The 21,566-nt window shown below is 56.3% G+C and carries 17 protein-coding genes and 1 pseudogene; all 18 read right to left on the bottom strand.

The genetic code is table 11. From position 1 onward, the window contains the following. Window positions 1–210 precede the first annotated feature (210 nt). The gene (gene phnF, locus CN311_RS17000) at window positions 211–912 is read right to left on the bottom strand and encodes a phosphonate metabolism transcriptional regulator PhnF (protein ID WP_097574908.1); all 702 of its coding nucleotides are present in this window, start codon (window positions 910–912) and stop codon (window positions 211–213) included. A 68-nt stretch (window positions 913–980) separates the two neighbouring features. Continuing rightward, window positions 981–2,210 (bottom strand): alkaline phosphatase family protein, encoded by a 1,230-nt coding sequence (locus CN311_RS16995; protein ID WP_245440853.1) that lies wholly within the window; start codon window positions 2,208–2,210, stop codon window positions 981–983. Window positions 2,211–2,236: 26 nt separating this feature from the next. After that, window positions 2,237–3,265: an ABC transporter ATP-binding protein gene (locus CN311_RS16990; protein WP_097574907.1), complete on the bottom strand. Its 1,029-nt coding sequence runs from the start codon at window positions 3,263–3,265 to the stop codon at window positions 2,237–2,239. After that, window positions 3,262–4,278, bottom strand: coding sequence for an ABC transporter ATP-binding protein (locus CN311_RS16985; RefSeq protein WP_097574906.1), 1,017 nt, complete (start codon window positions 4,276–4,278; stop codon window positions 3,262–3,264). The genes CN311_RS16990 and CN311_RS16985 overlap by 4 nt, the downstream gene beginning before the upstream one ends. Before the next feature lie 35 nt (window positions 4,279–4,313). Further along, a complete protein-coding gene (locus CN311_RS16980) occupies window positions 4,314–5,828 on the bottom strand; it encodes an ABC transporter substrate-binding protein (protein WP_245440852.1) in 1,515 nt (504 codons plus the stop codon). 70 nt (window positions 5,829–5,898) lie between these two features. Continuing rightward, complete coding sequence (locus tag CN311_RS16975) at window positions 5,899–6,801, bottom strand: ABC transporter permease (RefSeq protein ID WP_097574905.1); 903 nt, start codon at window positions 6,799–6,801, stop codon at window positions 5,899–5,901. 2 nt (window positions 6,802–6,803) lie between these two features. Then, on the bottom strand, window positions 6,804–7,715 hold the full coding sequence (locus CN311_RS16970; protein ID WP_097574904.1) for an ABC transporter permease: 912 nt from the start codon (window positions 7,713–7,715) through the stop codon (window positions 6,804–6,806). A gap of 716 nt (window positions 7,716–8,431) precedes the next feature. Further along, a complete protein-coding gene (gene phnF / locus CN311_RS16965; RefSeq protein ID WP_097574903.1) occupies window positions 8,432–9,133 on the bottom strand; it encodes a phosphonate metabolism transcriptional regulator PhnF in 702 nt (233 codons plus the stop codon). Window positions 9,134–9,383: 250 nt separating this feature from the next. Further along, window positions 9,384–10,160 (bottom strand): class I SAM-dependent methyltransferase, encoded by a 777-nt coding sequence (locus CN311_RS16960; protein WP_097574902.1) that lies wholly within the window; start codon window positions 10,158–10,160, stop codon window positions 9,384–9,386. A 344-nt stretch (window positions 10,161–10,504) separates the two neighbouring features. After that, window positions 10,505–10,703: pseudogene (gene nifH, locus CN311_RS16955) on the bottom strand (nitrogenase reductase); the annotation flags it as partial. 692 nt (window positions 10,704–11,395) lie between these two features. Further along, window positions 11,396–13,105 carry a pyridoxal phosphate-dependent aminotransferase gene (locus CN311_RS16950; protein WP_097574901.1) on the bottom strand — a complete coding sequence of 570 codons (1,710 nt, stop codon included), beginning with the start codon at window positions 13,103–13,105 and terminating at the stop codon, window positions 11,396–11,398. 129 nt (window positions 13,106–13,234) lie between these two features. Further along, a complete protein-coding gene (gene asnB, locus CN311_RS16945) occupies window positions 13,235–15,127 on the bottom strand; it encodes an asparagine synthase (glutamine-hydrolyzing) (RefSeq protein WP_097574900.1) in 1,893 nt (630 codons plus the stop codon). 32 nt (window positions 15,128–15,159) lie between these two features. Then, window positions 15,160–16,074 carry a class I SAM-dependent methyltransferase gene (locus CN311_RS16940; protein ID WP_097574899.1) on the bottom strand — a complete coding sequence of 305 codons (915 nt, stop codon included), beginning with the start codon at window positions 16,072–16,074 and terminating at the stop codon, window positions 15,160–15,162. A 12-nt stretch (window positions 16,075–16,086) separates the two neighbouring features. Beyond that, complete coding sequence (locus CN311_RS16935; protein ID WP_097574898.1) at window positions 16,087–16,689, bottom strand: CDP-alcohol phosphatidyltransferase family protein; 603 nt, start codon at window positions 16,687–16,689, stop codon at window positions 16,087–16,089. Continuing rightward, window positions 16,686–17,504 (bottom strand): phosphocholine cytidylyltransferase family protein, encoded by an 819-nt coding sequence (locus CN311_RS16930; protein ID WP_097574897.1) that lies wholly within the window; start codon window positions 17,502–17,504, stop codon window positions 16,686–16,688. Before CN311_RS16930 ends, CN311_RS16935 begins: the two co-directional genes overlap by 4 nt. Before the next feature lie 30 nt (window positions 17,505–17,534). Further along, on the bottom strand, window positions 17,535–18,725 hold the full coding sequence (locus tag CN311_RS16925; protein ID WP_097574896.1) for an aminotransferase class I/II-fold pyridoxal phosphate-dependent enzyme: 1,191 nt from the start codon (window positions 18,723–18,725) through the stop codon (window positions 17,535–17,537). A gap of 45 nt (window positions 18,726–18,770) precedes the next feature. After that, a complete protein-coding gene (aepX, locus tag CN311_RS16920) occupies window positions 18,771–19,679 on the bottom strand; it encodes a phosphoenolpyruvate mutase (protein WP_027056544.1) in 909 nt (302 codons plus the stop codon). A gap of 502 nt (window positions 19,680–20,181) precedes the next feature. Further along, the gene (locus CN311_RS16915) at window positions 20,182–21,237 is read right to left on the bottom strand and encodes an LLM class flavin-dependent oxidoreductase (RefSeq protein ID WP_097574895.1); all 1,056 of its coding nucleotides are present in this window, start codon (window positions 21,235–21,237) and stop codon (window positions 20,182–20,184) included. Between the last annotated feature and the right edge of the window lie 329 nt (window positions 21,238–21,566).

Genomic DNA, 21,566 nt, shown 5'->3' with positions numbered 1-21,566 from the left:
CGGCTCAGGTCCGGGCTCATCAGGGTGTTGGACATTGATGCCTAGATGTCTAGGTATCTTCGGATAGAGATAGTTCCTTTTTGCAACGATTTGATGACAGGGCATCGGCCCATCAAGTATTATTGCGATCCCGACTGGCAGAGGGCCGCCTGATCCGCCAGAGGTGGTCTCGGCGAATAAGCCGCCGTGTTCACACGCGACTCTTCGTGCTTATTCGTTCGTTTCAATAAGATATTCGTACCGGTCGCTTCGTATGACGCTGAAAGCGTATTTGATCGGTAACCCATCCGGCGTTACGTCGACATTGGTCTCAAAAAGTACCGGGCTGGACGAAGATATTCGCAGGAGCTGCGCTTCTTGCGAGCTAGGTCTTCGGGCCGTGATCCGTGTCCATTTCCGCTTATATTCCGCGATGCCGCAGCGCTTCAAGGCGGCAGTGGGAGAGTTCATTCCCTCGAATGCGGTGGCGAGGCCAGGAACGCGCGCTGCCGGATAGTAGCTCGTTCCGGTCGCCAAAGGCCAATCATTGATGAACGAGGTCGACCTGACCTCGGTAACCAGTGCTGAGGGAGCGATGTTCAAATGACTTGCAATATCAGGTTCGACAGAAGTTTCGTTGATCGACAGTATCTCCCGCTTCACGGACTTGTTCTGACCAAGGAGCTTATAAGTGAACCTGGGATCGCTGTTCAGTTTGTGTGAAACGAAATCATCAGCAACAAAGGTTCCGACACCATGCTGAACTCGCAAGGCGCCTTCAGATTCCAAAGCCTTGATGGCATTGCGCACGGTATGCCGATTGACGCCAAATCGGTCTGCCAAGACAAAATCGCCAGGCAGGCGGCCATCCTGGAAGGCTCCCGCATCAATATCATTGAGTAGAGCGGACCGAACCAGTTCCCAACGCTTCATTGATCACCATTTTCTTTTCGATTCGAATCAATATCGTCTCCTGGAGCGGTATAACTGCTCACTGTGTATTATCGGAAAAGCGGGCAATCGGAAAATGTATCGCCGGGCAGTCCAAGGACGCATGAAAGCGTTGGAGTTAAGCGCGTCGCTTCAGCCCCTTCCGCGACCTCATTCGGAACAGCCGGCCCGGAAATAATGCAAACACGATCATCCGCAGCAGAGCCAGGTCGAAAACCATGGGTAGATTTGTATTTCGGACAGCCGACCGGTTGGTCTGCCGGATGGTCTGCCGGGGTCTCTTCGAAATCACATTCTGGCGGCGCCGTGAAAGTGGCAATTCTGTTGCGGAGTTCAATTGGCAGATGATCGCCATTCCAGACCTCTGCGCCATACCGGAGCAATTTCATGGTTACCTCTCGGCGGTCCATATCGCTTTCAACCAAAACGTGCAGCGTCGCACCTTCGGACTGCCACACCTTTCCCGGAATGATCAGGTCCGGCAAGATTGATGTTTTGATGTTACGGTGGCCATGATCGCTGACGATCGCAATCGTGTAATCATCACGCCGACCTGCCCGGCGCAGACTATCCAAACAACGACCAACGAGAGAATCCGCGAAAGCGATCGCGAAATGAGCTTCGTCGCTCCCATAGCCGAAGTCATGCTGGAAGGCGTCCGTGGCATTGATCTCCGTAATGAGAAGATCAGGTGCCTCTTCTGACTCGAGCAGGCTGGCGGCCGCGGCGATCGTAAGCTGGTCACCGATAAGCGTCCTCGTAATGCTGGATACGCCGTCCGGCCCGCTGAATTCAGGTACATAAGAGGGCAGCGGGATGGCCCCCAGTCGGCCGCGTGGATCCTTTATCTTCAGCAGTGACGGCGTACTCCCATCGCTGGGGATCTTGATGAAGCCCGGGCCACGCAGCCAGCAAGGTGGAACATAGATGGACGTATCTTCCGGCTTAATGAGGGCGTGCCCGATGCAAGCCACGTCGAGGCCGGCACGCGAGGCAAGAGTCGCAATCGTCGGAACGAGGAGGTGTTCTGCTTCAGCTGCAACAAAGGCGCCGTCACTCAGGATGCGATTGCCAAAGATACCATGTATCTCGGCTCCGACACCTGTGAGTATCGAAGCCCGACCCGGCATGGAGGTCGCTGGTACCGCAGAGCGCATGCGGCGGACGAGATATCCATCGGCTGCCAGTGACGATAAGTTTGGCAGACGGTTGGCATGTTCCTGGAAATAGTCGGCGCTCACGCCATCGATCATTATGAGAAGAAGTTTTCGATGCGTCATTGCAATCTAGCTCACTCAAAGAGAGATTAACGTTTTATACATGCTATCCAGTGGCCTGCGCCGGCTTGCCGAAGATCTGGCGTGACCTTGGCACATTCTGCGCTGGCAATTGAGCACCTCGTTCTAAAGACGCAGCCTGATGGAGGTGTAACAGCGCTCGGAACTTCGCCTTTCAGAACTACCCGTGCTCGGCGAAGACTTGGATGGGGAACGGGAAGCGCTGAAACCAGGGCTTCGGTATAAGGATGAGCGGGCGCATTTCGAAATTTTTCGGCCGGTGCGATTTCCACGACCTTACCGAGATACATTACGATTACCCGATCTGCTATATGGCTTACCACTCGCAGATCATGCGAGATGAACAGGATCGTAAGAGCATGCCTTTCCTTCAGATCAAGAAGTAGATTAACGATCTGAGCCTGGACTGAAACATCGAGCGCCGATACGGGCTCATCGGCGACGACGAAATCCGGCTCGGTGGCCAGGGCCCTGGCGATGGCAATCCTTTGGCGTTGCCCCCCACTAAAAGCGTGAGGGTGACGCGTGCCGTGTGCAGGAGATATTCCGACTTGAGATAAGAGTTCGGCGATCCGACTGAGCCGCGCCTGCGTTGTCAGATGAGCTTTGTGGATTGACAGCGGGTCACCCACAATTTCCGCCACAGTCATGCGCGGGTTGAGGCTGCTATACGGGTCCTGAAACACCATCTGCATTTGCCGCCGAAAAGAATACATCTCTTTGGACGACAGAGCTGTCAGATCGGTCCCTTTAAATCGGATCCGACCGGAACTCGGCGTGACAAGCCGCAGCAAGCTCCGACCTAATGTCGTCTTGCCTGAGCCGGATTCGCCGACCACGCCCACGATTTCGCCAGGAGCAATGCAAAACGATATTCCATCGACGGCTTTTATGGATCGTTTCAACCTGAACGGTGAGATGTTGCGGAGTGGCAGATGGACGCGAAGGCTGTCAACTTCAAGCAAGGGCTTGCCACCATTGGTGATCGGGACTGCACCGGTTTCGGGCGTTTCAATATCGCTAATATGAGCATTCATAGGACAGCCTCCGGCTCCCCAGCGGCCTCCACGATTTGACGCCAATGCATGCAACGCACACTGTGCCCGCGGACTGTTTCGAGGTCCGGTGGGCGGTAGGCGCAATCAGCGGCTGCATGGCAGCATCGTGGGCGAAAGGAGCAGCCACTTGACAGGTTTGCGAGGTCCGGAGGATCGCCGGGCACGGCAGAAAGCCGCCGGGAAGATCCGTCTCCGGAGTGGAGGCCCGGCCGGGCTTTTAGTAGACCGCGAGTGTAGGGCATCCACGGATCGTCGAATATCTGGATGACATCGCCTTCTTCGACAATTCGGCCGGCGTACATCACCAGAACCCGGTCAGCGATCTCGGCGACGACGCTGAGGTCATGCGTGATGAACAGCAGTGCCATGCCGGTGTCCGCCTGCAACTCGTGAAGGAGGCCGAGAATTTGCGATTGAACTGTCGCGTCGAGCGCTGTGGTCGGTTCATCGGCGATGAGTAACTTAGGGCGACACGAGAGTGCGATCGCGATCATTGCTCTTTGTCGCATGCCACCGGACAGCTGGTGCGGGTAATCGTCCAGGCGGCGTTGAGCGTCGGGAATACCGACGCGATCAAGCATTGCCTTTGCTTGCCGGCGCGCCTCACGAGCACTGCACTGTTTATGGGTTCGAAGAACCTCCGCGATCTGCTCGCCTATGGTGTAGACGGGATTAAGCGCCGCCGCGGGTTCTTGAAATATCATGGCAATTTCGTTGCCCAAGATCGTGCGTTGACGTCGTTGAGAAACCCGGAGAAGGTCCTCCCCTCCATAGAGGACCTTCCCCGCAACTACGCGCCCCATCGACTTTGGGATAAGGTTCAGGATAGAAAAGGCAGTTGCCGATTTGCCCGATCCGGATTCTCCGACAAGGCACACAGTACTCCCTTGCTGAACCGAGAACGACACATCTTCGACTGCTCTGACAGTGCGACCTTGGGAGTAGAAATAGGTGCGTAGATTTTCGACACGGAGAAGCTCGCTCTGTTTCATCCTAGACTTACCTAGTTGCCGGGAGGTCTAGCTTTTCACTTCGTGAAGTGAATGTTGTCGGGGCGAAAGTCCGTTGTGTATTCAGTGTTCGGGAGCCACTCAATACCTGATCGGACCCCGTAGAATTCCGGTGCGCGGTACAAATACGTGCCCGGAGCTTCCTCCTCAAAAAGGTCGATCATCTTCTGGTAGATGTCGTGACGACGTCCCCTGTCGAGGGTCGTCTCGCCCTCCTCGGCCAGTTCGTCGAAGCGCGCCTCGTCTTTCCAAAGGTCCTTCGACCAAGTCATGTAGAGGGTGACCGCAGGATCCGTTGGCACGACCCAGTCAGAGCTGTTTCGTGCGGTAAGTACCGGATTGTCCTTGGTGAGTTGGGTCCATCCTTCATCGACGCGGACACTGGCATTTACGCCAATCGCCTTCCACATCTGCACGACGGCTTCCGCAACAGCGACGCCATTGGTGTAGTACACTGGGTGCGTCACGTAGAAGATCGGCTGCCCTTTGTACGATGATTCCTTAAGCAGCTGACGAGCTCGATCCGGGTCGAACGGCGGAGTCGGGCGATTGGGGTCATAAAGCTCGGGTCCCCATGCCTCGTATTGCGCCGAATGCGGAAGCGTGGCCTTGCCATCCCATAGGGCATCGACGAGCAACTGGCGATTGATCGCTAGATTGAGGGCCTGTCGGAGCTTCACATCGGCCATCACCGGATTATAGGTGTTGTATTGAATGAAGTGGTGGTTCATCAAGACACTGCGAACTTCGCAGCAACCCAGACTTTCCACGGCTTTTAATTGATCCGGAGGTATGCTGTTGATAATGTCGACTTCACCATTTGCAAGTGCAGTTATTCTTGCCGACACCTCTGGTATGGACCTGAACGTCAATCTGGAGATCGTGGGGCGTCCACGGAAGTAGGAGTCATTTGCTTTGAGATCGATGCTTTCATCAGGCTGGAGCTTGACGAAATCGAATGGACCTGTGCCCACTGGCTTTTGCCCAAAACCGCTTTCTCCGACCGACTCGAAATATGCCTTCGGCACGATTTCGCTGGTGTGATAGGCCAGCAGCTGAAGCAGGATCGGGCTTGGTGCCTTCGTCGTGATCCTCACAGTTAGGTCATCGACGGCGTCGATTCGCTCGATAACCTTGAGAAGATTCCTGGCTTCGACATAATCGGAAGCCGGATCCAGGATGCGGTCGAACGTGAATTTGACATCAGCACTGGTGAGAGGCTGACCATTGTGGAAATGAACATCGGGCCGGAGTGAAAACTCCATGGTGCGGTCATCGATCTGCTTCCAGCTCTCTGCCAAGCCGGGCACGAGTTGATAGGACGTCCGGTCCTTGCTTTTGGAAAAGTCCCTCGCGACCAGCGTATCAAACATGTTGTAGGTGATGGGTATGTCCACATTCCCGAGAGCTAGCCCAGGATCGAAATTGGCGCGAACCGTGTTGACGCCAACGGTGAGTGGCGGCCTCGTATCCTCCTGCGCGACAGCGAAGGTCGGCAGCAGCATGGCGATGGCCAAGAGTAGTTTTCGCATATGGGGTCTCCAAGATTAAGGTGATGGTGGCTAGTCTTTCCTGCAGGAAATGGGATTGGAGCTGCGGCTCTTACGTGCGGCTCCGGGGATCGAGGGAGGCACGCAGCCAATCACCGATCGTGGCTGCCGCGACGGTGATCATAACGATCACGACACACGGGAATATCGCGAGCCAAGGTGTGGAGATCAGGTAGTTTCTGGCCTCGCCGAGTAGCGATCCGAGGGAAACATTTGGCGGCTGAACACCTACGCCGAGGAAAGAAAGTGAAGACTCCAGTACGACGATCTCGGCAAAGCTCAAGCTGGCCAGAACGACGACGGGCGAGAACGTGTTGGGAAGAACGTGACGCATCGCGATACGCCAAGGCGACGCCCCTGAACATCGAGCCGCTTCGATGAAACTGCGTCCTTGGAGGGCCACGACCTGGCCGCGGACGATGCGGGCATACCTATAGTAGTCCGAAAAGCCGATGATCAGCACCAAAACGAGTGGATGCGTACCAGCTAATGCGACTGCTGTCAGAGCCACCAAAGTGGTTGGCACAGCGGCCTGCGCGTCAACCACAGCCGACAGGCATTGGTCGGCCCATCCTCCTAACGTTCCGGAAATCAATCCGCCCAGCGTGCCCGCGACGACGCCAATAAAGACACCGGCAAAAGCGATGAATAGCGTGGTGCGCGTCGCGAAAAGGAGGCGAGAAAAAACATCGCGCCCAAGATGATCAGTTCCTAACGGATGGTCGTCTGTGCCGCCTGCGAAAACAGGCGGCTGGAGACGACTCAACAGGCTTTGCTCGGAGATATCGTGTGGAGTGATTGCGGGAGCAGCTAAAGCCAACAAGATCATTAGAAACAGAATGGAGAGCGAAATGATCCTCGCTGCCGGCGGGCGGCCACGCCGGGGCGGAGCCAGAACAAGCTTGTCTTCGGTTTCGCCAACAATTGGTTCCGGCACGCGGATATCAATGCTCATGATCACCTCTCACGTATCCTGGGATCCAGCAGGCCGTAGGCAACATCGACAAGAAGGTTGGCGAAGATAATCGCTGCCGAGAAAACCAGAATTCCGAATTGAAGCAGGGCGAAGTCGCGTTTCATGACAGCATCGATCACGAGACGCCCTGCGCCAGGCCAGGCAAAGACCGACTCCGTCACGACCGCGCCCGCAACCAGGCCGCCGAATTGCAAACCCATAATAGTCAAGACAGGGAGTATTGCGTTCCTCAGCCCGTGCTTCAGCACGACGACAGCTGGGCTCAATCCTTTGCTGCGGGCATAGCGCATGTAATCCTGTGCTAAGACCTCAAGCATGCAGGTTCGGACGAGGTGAGCTGTGTTCGCGCACGTCGCAAGAGCGAGCGTGATCACGGGCAGGATAAAATGTTTCCACGTCCCCATGCCGCCACTCGGCAGAAGCCTGAGGGAGAGGCTGAAGATTAAGATGGTGGCGATGCCGACCACGAAATTTGGGATAGCCTGCATCACAACTGTTGCAGTCGTGAGCGAACGATCGAAGAGACTATTGTGACGGAGCGCAGCCCATAGGCCGCCGCACAAGCCGATGGCGACAGACAACACAAACGCTGGAACGGTTAAAAGAAGAGTGTTGGGGACCCGCTCCATAAAAAGTTCGACAACTGGTCTTTTGGAGAAGAAACTTTGCCCAAAATCTCCCCGAAGGAGCGCTTCGCCATATCCTAGATATTGTGTTGCGATGTCATCATTCAGTCCAAGCTTTGCCCTAAGCTCAATTCGTTGTGCTTCGGGCATCTCTGGCGGCATCAGGAAGCCTGTTGGATCTCCCGTCAACCGTGTCGCAAAAAACACGATGGTAAGAATTGCCCATAAGGTAAGTGCGCTGCGCAAAGCTCTAGAAATGAAGAACACAGGTCTTGCTCCACGCAACAGCCTGAAGGGCTATGAGTGATGTACAGATGTCTAGGTATCTTAGGAAGCTTCGTGTAACGCTTTGATGACAATGGGACCAAGGAATTTGGTTTTCCTGCAAACGGGGAGAGCTTTGGTCGATGTACCGCCTCAGCCAGAGCCGGTTACGCAGCCAGCGTTGTTTGCGTCCCTCCGGCTTCAGCTAGCCCTGCTCCATCGCTGGCGTCATGAGACCGAACCCTCAGAATTTGCTCAGCCGGCGGGTCGTTTGCGGGTGATCGAACGTTGACTCTATCGGTCACAAAAAAGCCGACTGCCAGCCACCCGGCTGCCGCGTCTTCGAATTCGCGCACCTTAATGAAAGTCCGGCAGCTCGGTGTGAGTGGAGGCGGGCAACGGGTGAGCGCGATGGCACGACGCTACCGGTGGCATTCGAGCCAGCTTTCACTTGGCAGCGCGTGGCGGGAGCGGCGCGAGCCCGGGCCGCATGGAGCACATCGGATCGATGGAGCACCGCTCGTCACGACCAAACCTGGCGAGTCCCCTTTGAGCTTCTTCTTGTATGCGGCCATAAAGCCGCGCGCCGATCGCCTTTGGCTCTGTCGTAATTCCCCACGGGCGCTAACTTCATCGTGACACCATCCCCTGTAAAGCGGGCCGGCTAATCCGCGGGGGCATCAGCGAATTAGCCACGGTTTCGCGCCGAATTCTCCGTGCTAATCATTGATTTCGATAAGATATTCATATCTGTCGCTTCGTATGACGCTGAATTCATATTTGATCGGCAACCCATCGGGGGTTACATCGACATTGGTCTCAAACAGTACCGGGCTGGACGACGATATCCGTAAGTGTTGTGCCTCCTGCTGGGTGGGTCTTCGTGCCGTTATCCGTGTCCATTTCCGCTTGTATTCCAGAATACCGCAGCGCCTCAAGGCGACAGTGAAGGAGCTTACTCCTTCGAACGCAACTGCAAGACCCGGAGCTCGGCTGATTGGAACGTGCATCGATCCGGTGGCCAAGGGCCAGTCATTGAGGAACGAAACCCACCTGACCTCAGTAACCAACGCTAACGGAACGATCCTCAGACGCTTTGCGATATCGGGTTCAACGGAAGTCTCGTAGACCGACAGTATCTCTCGCTTCACCGATTTGTTCTGACCGAGGACTTTGTAAGTGAACCTGCGATCGCTGTTCAGCCTAGGTGAAACGAAATCATCCGCAACAAAAGTCCCGACACCGTGCTGAACCCGCAAAGCGCCTTCAGATTCCAGGGCCTTGATCGCATTGCGCACCGTGTGGCGATTTACACCAAATCGTTCTGCCAAGACGAAGTCGCCAGGCAAGCGCCCATCCTCGAACGCACCAGCATCGATGTCACTGAGGATAGCAGATCGAACCACTTCCCAGCGCTTCATACCTCACGACTTCCTTTCCGACTTGCGTTAGGCACATGTGTCGTCATGCGCTCGGCGGATTTCGTCGTGATGATTTTGTTTTGGGGCACCATCTCGCCAGACATCGCAAGCAACCATATGGTCGATGGAATAATAACCGACCGGGGCGACGCCAGCGGCAAGCAACCCGTCGATCGGGTTCAGCCCAACATCAGCCGCGACCGAAGCTGCGCGGCGAGCCCACGGCGTTTTCGATGGCGACACACAATTCTCATGGTGTTTTGCGAAATACCGACATGTACTGCCAAGATGCGTTGTCAAACGGGCGCCTATGCCAGTCTCCGTAACGCTCGAGAAGCTCAAGTCCGCTGATCCTTGCGAGCAAGTCGAGTTCCGTTGGATAAACATATCGCATTTTAATCGGCATCGTCCGGCTTCCGGCCGGTGTGATCCAAAGGTCTTGAGAAACAAAAAGTTGTCTAGGTCGGTCATGCCTGGTAAATCGCACCATCGCGCGCCGTTCATCGATATGAATAACGGTCGTTCGCTGGTCACCATAGAAGCCTGCGCCTGAAAAATTCTCAGTATCTGGATAGTACAAGTGCACCACAAAGCGACCGTCAGGCTTTAACGACTTCGCGACCGATTCAAAGCAGCCAATTTGTTGACCGACGGTCACCATAAGTGAAAAAGTGCTATTAACGCAGTAGACGAGATCATATTGAGTGCCCAGGTCAAACTCTGCCATGTCGCCAAGGTGCGTTGTGACCAAATCGCCACCGGCTTTGGCACGAAGCGATGCAAGCATCCTTTGCGAGTTGTCGAGACCGTGAACCGAAGCTCCCGTCGCCGAAAGGGGCAAGGCGATGTGGCCGTTTCCTACGCCCAGTTCGAGCGTGGTTCCGTTCCTTGCGAAGGGCGTGAGAAAATTGACTGCCCGCGCGTTCTCGACGGACTCATTGAGCGCTTCCACATATTCATCGTAGACATCGCCCCATATTTCACCATAGGCGGTGTAAGCGTCCTTCACTTGCGCATGATCTTTCATGACGTCTTCCTCAATTACCTGTCCAGCCAGTATGTTGATACAGGCCCTTCGGTAATCGCCCGCCAGAGTTGCGCGTACTGGTTTCGTGTCGCCACAGGTCACACTGCCTCGGGCTCGCGAGTACGGGCGTTATCTTTGCCGGCCATGGGTGCTTTCGTGAGCTATTCCTCATCCAAAAATCTGGCTTCAGCTCGAACAATGATAAAGTGCCGCGGAAAGTCCGTTTTGTAGAATTTCGCTTGGCGTTTCGGCGGACAATTTTGATGCATGTCATTTCGAAAGCTCTTGTCAGCAACAGCTTGACTCGAAGAGGGTAAGCTCGGCAGCGAGAGGACAGCCGAGCTTGAGCATGACTTTGCCGCGAGATGCAGGGCCGTATCCTTCGTGCTTTCGAGTTCATTATCAGACGGCTGTCGGCTTCGGGGTCACAGCCGACGATGCGGATCTTCTGCCCGAGGTCGACAAGGGCCGCGAGCTTTTTTGGGAGGCGGTGAACTGCCGATGCCCCCTGCCGTAGAATGCGATCTGACGCAGACCTAACATGTTGCTTCACTTCCTCCGTTCCATCCATCACGACTGACCGCGACATGAACGCTAGTCGACAGCTCTCGCTGCCTGTACCGCAGCAATTCAAAACTCGTGCCAACTCTGGCCGATCGAGCCGAATGAAACTTTGTGGCTGCTTTTCATCGATTTAGCCTGAGCAAAACAGGAGATCGGCTAAGGCTGTGTTGCGAATCCGACAAAAGGCGACAAGCTATGTCGGATGGCGTAGACGACGGCATCGGAGGCCGGAAGGAAGTCAGGGGACCTCGGTGGCGAGACGAGGCGATTTTGATCGGAAGACCGCGGCAGGGAAGGCGGTTTACGCAAACTTGCGTATCGCTCCAGCCGGCGATTGATCCGAGAGGTTCGCACATCGAGCATGCGTTCGGCGCTAACCGCGACCACGTATCTGCCACTTTTGCAGATGCTTTTTGCCTAGCGTCGACCCTACTTGTGCGGCCTCCATCTGCACGCTTTGCCACTAATGGGGCACGTAGTCTACTAAGTATCCAATGTTGCGGACGACCTACCTTCGGAAATATTGAATCGCGCCGTCAAATCTCGGATGCACACTTCGCCATTGGCCTGATGATTTCGACGAGCCTTTTATGACGGTTATAAATAAGACAACGTGCTTTCCTCTCGCGGAATTTGAAAAGGACCAGTCAGTTCGAAGCGTACATGTCACGTCAGACATTGGTCTCAGAGACGGTAGATGAGTGGCTTAAAGTGCGACGCAGGGTTTTTGCCAGCCTTTCGTTCTCCGCCCGACTTCGAACCGTCAGGCGAAGATATCGATCTGCGTCGTCCATCGCTTGGTAGCCGCATTCTCTTACAAGGACGGATTCAAAGAGAACGAGGCGGCGCTTGAGCTCAGCGGCGGATACCGAATTTTCAGGCAGCCGGCATAGGATGAAATTCGTTTGCGAAGGAACGACGTCGAGGCCCGGTACCGTCTGCAGCTCCTGGATGAACAGCTCTCTATCCTTTCTTAACAGTCTCAGACTGTCTTCCAGTTCCTCTGCGAATTCGGGCAGCAGGAACAGTGTGTATTCCGCAATGCCGTTGATGTTCCACAAAGGCAGTTTCCGGCGCACGGCCGCAACCAGGGCGGGATCGCCGGCCAAGAGGTAGGCGAGCCGGATTCCGCCGAGTCCGAAGACCTTTCCAAGGCTCTTCACCACGATCAGATTGCCACAGGACTGCACCAGATTCTCAACGCTGTTTGATCGGCCGTCGGCGGGAAAATCAATAAACGATTCATCCACGATCAGCCGCCGCCCACGCGACCCTAGAGCCTCGGCCAGCCATGCCACGTCAGCGTAATCAACAAGTCGACCGGTCGGATTGTTTGGATTTACAACGATTGCCGTATCTGCGCCTGTCGCCGTTGCGAATTCCAAGAAAGCTCGAACGTCGAGATCGAAATAGGGCGGAGCGAGGACGAAGTTGTTCTTTCGTTCCTCATCGAGTGGCGTTTGAAAGCCGGCGAACGTGGGCGTGGGAATCGCGATTGTGGGGTTCAGCACTGAATAGAGCGCCTGGATGAGATCGGTCACCCCGTTTCCGACTGCAATAAAGTCCGGCTGCTGCGACGTCATCGCGCCAACAACTGAAACGATATCGATCTGCTGAGAAGGATAACATGTTAACACGCCTTCAAGCCTCGTCGCCAGCCGGTCGTAAAAAGCCGTCGGAGGGAAACGGGTATTGCAAAGAAGCATGTGCTCGGCGATTGGCTTACGCCAATAACCTCCGACGCTCGTTTCCAGACGCCGCAGCAAGTTCTCCTTGTCACATCGAAATTCCGCTATGGATGCGTCGACACCGTCGCGAATATCGAGCAGTTCGGAGCCAGCATTCAACTCATCTGCAGGGAGCGCCATCTCCAGCCCGGACAGACCCACGGCTAACGTGCTCAAGGTCTGACTTCGAACGTCAGATGCCGCGCCGTGGCTTTCAGGTAAAAAATTGCGTAGAACATCCGCACTCAATCGATAAATCCCGGTCGGTGCGTCGGGCCGCCAGGCAGAGGCGCGCAATCCGCTGTCGGTATCGATTCCGTCAAGAACCTCGCTGTCGAAAAGCGGCGTTCCCCATATTAGGAGAGTGTCACCCTCATGATCCCGTAGCCTCTCAATGAGGTCGCTGTGATGCGCATCGCGCCACGAAAGGGTATTTGTGCTGTCCTGTAGGCAAAACCTCTCGGATATGCCGCTGCTTAAATTTTCAACGAGAGCGACATCTTCAATGCCGTTTTCGGAACAGGCGTTGACGAGACGGTCCAAGAGCGGCTGACCGCTGATCGGTACCAATGGTGCATCGTAACTGCCGCTCCACAGATGTATTTTTGGCGTCCTGAAATCGAGGATAAAAACGGCACGAGTTGTACCTACCATTTCGGGGCTCCTTTCTCACACGAATGGAAGCCTCTCCATCCCCAAATGAAAACGACGAACAGGCGATCGAAATGTCCGTATGCGTTCATATCGGCGTCATCCGGAGCTTATAGGGAGCTCGGATATTCGTCATGAGAATACCTCTTTGAAGAATATCCCAAGGTTGGCCAGCAGCCAGAACTTCCGGCCAAACGAATCTGAAGGATTTCGTCGTCCGGCCTCGAACCAACGCCGCAAAGCAGCAGGGTCGAACAGATCTCCCAGCGGAGAGTCCTTGTGAAACAACAGCCTTCGATATTCCGTTGCTCCCTCGCCCACGACCCACTGACCCAGTGGAAGCGGAAACCCCATCTTTTTGCGAGATAGAACAGAGTTGGGCAAGACGCTCCGGTATTCCCTTCGCAAGGGGTATTTTGAGACGTCGAGACGTTCGCTGAAAGAAGCAACCGGATGCCAAAGAGCCTGGGCCGAGGCGATTGGAGACCTCCACCTCAACCGCTGGGAGCCGGGCATTGCCATTGCGGCGGTGACGAGCTGATGATCGGCATAAGGGACGCGAGCTTCAAGCCCGGCTGCCATTGTGGTGTTGTCAACCATTTCCAGCAACGCGGGCAAATGTGTAGAGACGAGAAGATATGAGATCTTGCTAAAGAAATCTCCGCCCGCCTCCGCAAATTGAGTCGAGAAATGATCGAAGAGCTCCATCTCGTGCTCGGTTCGCATCTGGCCATCGATAGCAAGTGAACGGATCTCGTCAGCCGGGAAGTAGCTATAGCGCTTCAGGAAGAACTGCAGCTGACTGCAATGGACGCCGAGTCCAAGGCGTCGACGTGCGATCTGAGCAAGAGCAGGTGGCAATGCGGTGATGATTTTGCTTCGATTGTAATCATACGGTGTACGGAACAATTGGCTGTAACCAGCAAAAATCTCATCGGCACCCTCGCCCGTGAGTACGACTTTGTGCTCCTTCGAAATCGCCTTTGCGAGCGTGAACATGGCGGTTTCGTTGTGCATTCCAAGCGGATGTCCACGCAAGCGCACCAGCTCTGCTACAGCGTTGATATCGGAAGGTTCTCCAATTGGGACGACCCGGTGAGTGAGCCCGAATTCAGCGGCGACCTCCATCGCATAGGCCGTTTCGTCATAATCGGGGGTCTCGACCTTGCCGGTATAGCAGACCGGACGAATTTGTGAGCGAGCGGATGCCTCATAGGCCAGGATGCTCGAGTCAAGTCCACCGGACAACAATGCGGCGACAGGTACATCAGCCACCAGCTGACGCTGAACGGCACTTCCGAGTAGTCTGCGTATGTCGGAGTAGTCCGGCTTACATCGCGAAATGCGCTCGGACAGATTCCACCAACGTTCGGATGTGTGTCGCCCATTTCTTATTTCGAGGAGATGTCCGGGCTCTAACTTGGAAATCCCGGCAAACAGCGTCCTGGCGCCGACAACCGCGCGATAGGATAGAAAACTGAGCGCGCCGATCATGTCGGGTCCGCGCATTACGCCCGGCCAGCGAATGAGAGCGTTCGGCTGTGACGCAAACAGAAGCCCAACATCGCAGATCGTGTAGTAGAGGGGTTTTACCCCCAAACGATCTCGGGCGATGAGAACAAGCGAGTTCCGGGGATCGAAAATCGCGAAGGCAAATATCCCGTCAAGGCGATTTAGGAATGACTTTCCCCAAGCAATATAGCTAAGAATTAGAACCTCGGTGTCGGACACCGTCGAAAAGGAAAAGCCCATGTCCCTCAATTCAGCTTTAATTTCCCGATAGTTGAATATCTCGCCATTGTACGTTACCACCACTCCGGTATTGTCATCGCGATAGGGCTGATTGGCTCGAGAATGAGCGTCGACAATCGATAGCCGTCGATGTGCGAATGCGACCGATTGATCAATGTATAGGCCGCTGGCATCAGGCCCGCGATGAGCGAGAGCGTCAGCGCAACGCTCAACGGCCTCAGCACAAACGGGTGTTCCCTCGTTTTTGAGGACTATCCCAAAGATTCCGCACATTGGGGTCGCTCTCTTGGCACGAATAACGCCGACTACGCGCTCGGCTTTTCGCCGATCATCTGGATGCAGCCATCGCCGAACCAGAAGCGGGCCAGCGGGTGGTCATAATGACGGTACATCGGAGCGAGAAAGCGCCGAAGGTTATGGAAATTTTTTGTATATCTTGAGATCCTGCGGATCTTGTCGAAGCCGCACTCGCCATACCAGCCTCGGATTTGCACCTCGGTGAAGGCGAACTCGTGATAGGTCGGCGCCTGGAAACGATCCCGGATCGTCACGAACAAATCATCATCAAAAAGACTCCGAAAGAATTCGTTTTCGCCAGGGATATATTCCTTTTCTTCGTCGTCCTTTATTCTCAACAGCCAGTTGATGGCTTCGCGTGCGGTGGATGCATCCAGATTGTCAATGGAACTGCGGAATTGCTCGTCGCTTTGGTAGAGTTCTCGCAAGTGATTGATGCATCGGTAAATGACGCCGTTGGCAGTACCCATAATCGTCAAAAAGAAGCTGCCGCCGGGGCGGGTTACACGGGCAAGCTCTTCAAAGCCTTTTTTCGGATTGCTGGTGTGCGGCAAAACCCCTGCGCAATGGACAAAATCAAAACTGAAGTCATCAAACGGCAGATCGAGCACACTGCCAGCGACCAGTTCCGAGCGCGGCCCAAATCTGCTGAGCCGTTTGCGCGCGCAATCCATCCAATCATTGCTCAATTCAAGCGAAACAACGTTTCGTGCCCCCTTGTCGAGAAACGCATAGGACGCATTCGCGTTGGAGCCGCAGCCCGCGTCCAGGACATCAAGGCCGCGGAAGCTACCGGTTGGCAGGCCGAAATATTCCTCCTCGATTAGAGAGACCAACCTGTCGAATATGTGGTCGTCATTCTCCTGCTGGCGCTGGTAGCGATCAAAGACGGTGCGAGTTTCGATCTCGAAAGAGTTTTCCATGTATTCTCTTCCCTATAGCTTTGTGAGCAAGGCGACAGATCCGGCTGCGGCAAGTATAAGGTTGCCCAAGCGCAACGCACTGCCGGTACCCGGAAATTTGAAGTTTGAAAGATGCAGGACCGACAGCACAAACCCTGCACCGATCAATAGGTTGCCCAGGCCCTTCACCGGCAAGTGACGGTCGGCGACGAACAGCAATGCCAACACGAAGAGGTTATTGTTCAACGGCAATCCTGTGCCGAATCCGTCAGCGTCCAGTCCGAACGTCGAAAAATAACTGAGGCGCAGAGCCCCTGATAGGATGAGGCAATTGGCAGCCAACAATGCGGGAACGGAGAACGCGTTGAAGGACAAAATGAGAACCGCTGGAAAGACGGCTGCGTAGACCAAATCAAGCAGCCCGTCCAATGTGCCACCCAGCTGTGCCATCAAAGCGGACCGGTTCGGGGAACTCTTCGCGATCATGCCGTCGGCATCATCCGCCAAAAGAGCCCACAAGCCGAAACAGATGCCAATCTCGAAGCGCCCGATCAAAGCAAAGTAGATCGCCGTGGTGGCCAAGATCAGCCCAAGGGCCGTAATGGCATTTGCAGCATCGAACAGATAGCGGATCATCCTCCTACCCCCGCAACGGCGGCCGGCGCGCCGGCACTGTGTCTGTGAGGTCGCTCGAGGGCGAAAATCCTTTCCGCCACCCGCAGGTCCTGTTCACTGTCGATCTCGTACCATCGCAAATCGTCACATCGCGCCGCGGCGAGTTGCAGCCCGCGCTGCTCGATGAGATGCGCGAGCAACTCCTCCGTATAGGCCTTGATTGCGCCCGAGCCGATCAGGTCGTGGAGGACCGGGACGATCGCCGTTTGGAGTTCGGCGCCAGAGAACCGGATGAGGTTCATCATCTTGAAGAGCACCGGGGTGCCTGATATCAGATTTGCTGCCGTCTGCTTCAACCGGACTTCGGATATGAAGCCGTTGCTGGAAAGGACGGCCGCGGACCCTTCCATGGATGGATCGAACGGCGCGACCGCGGCGGCATTGGCCGCCTCCACCCTGATCAGGTGGCGCAGCGCATCTTCTTCGAAGAAGACGTCACCTTCGAGGAGATAACAGTCGCCGGAAAGAAGCGTGTCGCGTGCTAGCCAGAGCGAGTAGGCGCTCCCTGTCTTGTCGAAGACCGAGGACTCGACATAGTTGATTTCAAGTCTGCCGAAGCGTTTGCCACAGGCATGGCGAATGGCATCCTTGCGATAGCCGACAACAATCGTCACCTCTTCGACTCCCACCGCCTGAAGGTTCCACAGTGCATTGTGAAGTATCGGTGTGCCGTTGACTTCGACGAGGGGCTTGGGACACAGATCGGTCAGCGGACGCAGGCGGGAGCCGAAGCCAGCAGCGAGAATGACGGCTTTCCTGGGAGCAGCGGGAGGCATCTCATTCACCTCTTTCGTTGTGTTGCGGTGTCATTTCCAGGCGTTGAGGAATTCGACGAGCCGGGCCAGGCCGGTCGCGAGTTTTTCAGGTGGAATTCCATAGGACAGGCGCAGGCCGGCGGGGTCGCCGAACGCGATGCCCGACACAGCTGCGACGCCAGCTTCGGCAAGCAGAGCCGTCACGATATCGTCGGCTGTCGTTGAGGCGCCGTCTTCCGATCCCGGTCGCAGCAGACGGGAAAGGTCGAGATAGAAATAGAAGCCGCCTTGCGCCCTGGCGACCGGGACACGCGTCAACGAAGCAAGCACGTCAAGACCCACCCGTCTGGCGCTTGTCAGGCGTGAACGCAGCTTGCCTTCATAGTCCGATCCATCCCTTTGCAAATGGGCGAGCACCGCGTGCTGGGCAATTACGTTTGGATTCGAAGTGGTGTGCGATTGCAGGGCCTTGACGGCATTGATCACCTCTTTTGGACCCGCCAGATAACCGATGCGCCAGCCGGTCAATGCCAGCGATTTGCTGAAGGAGTTGACGATCAGCGCGCGTGCTCGAATTTCGGGAGCGACCGAGACGATCGGATGGTGGGTATGATCCCCATGCACGAAGTCGCCATAGCACTCGTCGAAAATGATCCACAGGTTACGGCTGACCGCCAATTGAGCGATGGCCATCAGTGTCTCAACATCGTAGACCGCACCGGCCGGATTGCTGGGCGTGTTGATGACGATGGCCCGCGTGCGCTCGGTGACCGCCTCCTTGATGTGCTCGGGGCGCGGGACGTAACCGTTGGATCTGGTGTCGACGAAGATCGGTGAGCCGCCGGCGATTAGCACTTGGGCCGGAAACGTTGTCCAGTAAGGCGCCGGGATGATGACCTCGTCGCCCGGGTTCAGCAGCACCATTGCGGCATTGAACAAGGCCTGCTTCGCTCCGGACGTCACGGCAACTTCCTCGGCCTTCCATATCTGTCCGGTATCGAGGGAGATCTTCCGCGCCAGTGCCTCGCGCAGCTCCACCATGCCAACGGTATCGGTATAGCGATTGACGCCCTTATTGATGGCGTCGATCGCGCCGTTGCGAATCGTGGGAGCAAGCTCGCTCCAGATCTCGCCGGCGGTCAGATCGATGATCTCCTTGCCGGCATCGGCCGCCGCTTTTGCGGCAGCGCGCGCCGCGGCGGTACCCGATGTACCGAACAGGTTTGTCCGATGCGCAAGCATGTGCGCTCCCGTTTTCGTTTGCTTTCAAGAGACGGGCTGGGCCTGCTACCGCACGCCGGTCGCCGTCTGCGGCAGATATTTCTCTTCCGCCGCTGAGAGTTCCTGGTAATTGAGCAGATCGAAGAGTTCGTCGAGCGTCGCCACCTCGTCCTCGATACCGGCGATACTTTCTTCGCGGAGGATGCGGTCGCAGACCTGGCGCATGGCCGAGATCGCCGCGCGCATGTTATGGTTCGCCCAGATGACTGTGGAGATTCCGGCCGCCCGATACGCGGAGACCGGCGTGCGATAATATTTCGTAGGCACGATCACGACCGGAAGGCGGTTCTGCCAAGCGCGCGTGAAGGCGAAAATCTGCTCAGCGTTGGACTTGCGGGAATGAATTAGAATGGCATCGGCGCCCGCCTCAGCGTATGCTTGCGCCCGCGCCAGCGCCTCATCCTCTCCGTGGCCGGCGATGAGCGCCTCGATCCGCGCGACCAGAACGAACTCCGCATCCGGCACTTGGTCCTTCACTGCCTTAAGCCGGCCGCAGAACTCGGGAATATCGGCCAACGGGTGCCGATCACCGACGAACGAGTTCATTTTCGGGAACGCCGTGTCCTCAAGACATATGCCGCTCGCACCATGTTGGCGCAGCTTGCGGGCGACCATACGGGCATTGTTGAAGTTCCCGAACCCGCTGTCCCCGTCGACGAGGACGGGAATGTCCACCGTGTCGGTGATTCGCTCAACGACATCGACGACTTGGGACCAGGAAGCTTCGTTAGCATCTCGATATCCGAGGCTGGATGAAATCGAGAGGCCGGACGCCCAGAGCGCCTTGAAGCCAGCGCGCTCGGCAATCGCCGCCGAAAGGCCGTCATGAGCCTCCATTGCGAAGGCGAGTTCACTGGACGCGATCATTCGGCGCAAGCTCTCTCGCGTCTGCGCACCAGACTGCCTCTCCACCATGCGGTCTCACCTCCACCGACGCTGTCCAGCCGACAAGCCTGTCATCGCTGCCGCACGAAGTACTTTCAGAGGCGAACCGCTCTGCCCACCGATCGGCGATCTGCCACTGTCGTGCACCCATACAGAATCAATGAAGCAAGGCGCGTGCCGAATTGGCGAACCACCTGCGCCGCACCAGTTCTCCATACCGGCGGGCCAGGTCCCCTCTCGACCCTTGGTCGGGCTTCCGACATCCTCGTCCAACTTCGGACACAAGAGGGGCCGTGGGAGTGGCTATTCGTCTGCGCAGTGGCGGCCGTCCCGTCAGGCTGCCGATCAACGATCGCAAGCGAGATGGCCCAGAGAGCGGAAGACCGGCGATCCGTGCAGGCAAGGTGACGGACGGCGTTGGTCTTCGATCCCGGCAATCGCCAGGCGGCTTGATTATTTATCCATGCCTCATGGACGAATTGTCGAGCATCGGCATGCGAGATTTCAGCTCCCCCAGTGGCCGTTCCGAACTTCAAGCCTTGACCTGACCAAGCGACTTGTTGATCGCTGGAATGATCTTGTCTCCCCAGAGCTCAATCTGGCGTAGCATCGTCTTTTGGTCGAAATCTCCCAATTGGGTCTGAATTGCGATCTGGTCCGGCTTCAGGATACTTATCTCTTCCAGCAGGCGATCGATGACGCGACTTACGCTGCCGATCGGCAGGTTCTGGCGCATGGTCTCGAACGATAGATCCTGCTGCGTCGGTGTTTCCTGCAGCAGATAGCCGTCCCGGCTCTGCTGGCGGCGCTGATGAAGTGCTTCAGATAGCCGGCGCTGGAAGCGGGCGTTGTCGAGATAGCTGTCGATCTCCGCCTGATCGTCGCTGGCATAGCAGCAGCGCAGAAGCCCTATCTTGGCGGCGGTGACATCCTTACCCCGCGAGGCCGCTGCTTCCTCGATGGTCTCACGCAGCGTTCTCAAGTTTTCCAAGCCGTTGTGGAACGCCGTGACGAAAAGATTGTGGCCCTCACGATAGGCCCGGCACATGCTTCGCGCGGACCCGCAGGCGATCCAGATCGGTGGGGCTGGCCTTTGGATGGTGCGCAGCGAAATCGCCGTTAAAGGTATCTTCTCATACTGGCCATTGTGCTCGAAGACCTTCTGGTTAAGGCCCTTGAGAAGGATATCCAGGTATTCCGCAAACACGGCCGGCGCCTGATCGACATCGACGCCGAAGCGCTCGAACTCGAACTGCTGGTATCCCGAGCCGACGCCGAGTTCGAGGCGGCCATTCGAAACGATATCGGCAAAGCCGATCTCGGAGAGCAGGCGCTGCGGTTGATATAGCGGCAGCACACACACACCGGTGCCAAGGCGAATGGTGCTCGTAAGGCCAGCACAGTGCGCCACCATCATCAAGGGCGAGGGAACCAGGCTGTAATTGTTGAAGTGGTGCTCGGCGAACCAAGCGGTGTTGAAGCCGGCCTGCTCCGAAGCGATTGTCTGTTCTATGGAGTTACCGATGACGCTGTCGCACGATTGATGATAGCCTCGCTGGGCCGCCAAGATGAACGTCGCGAATTCCATGGCCTGTCCCTCGTTTACACAAAGTGGCCAATCAAGCCTTCGACTTGTGCCGATTGCGGGTGGGCCGCGGTATCGATCCGGCCTGGCGGCGACGTAGTCGACGATCTTGCGCAAAGCCGCTTATCGTTCGGCGGCCGCAGGCAAGCGCCAAAACCTGGCTGGTGATTCGACCCTGATGACGAGTTTTCCGTCACCGATGAAGACGATCACTTGGCAAGCCGCGCTTAGCACGTGCCATGCAGCCGCAGTCTCAATCCTCGAACCTCGTCGGCTTCGACGAACCGCAACCCGTCGCCGGCGAACATTCCGTTGGATTTTCTTGATCGGTT

Source organism: Mesorhizobium sanjuanii (assembly GCF_002529485.1).
GTDB lineage: Bacteria > Pseudomonadota > Alphaproteobacteria > Rhizobiales > Rhizobiaceae > Mesorhizobium > Mesorhizobium sanjuanii.
The sequence above is the reverse complement of the archived record's forward strand: the minus strand, read 5'-3'. Positions and strand labels throughout refer to the sequence as shown.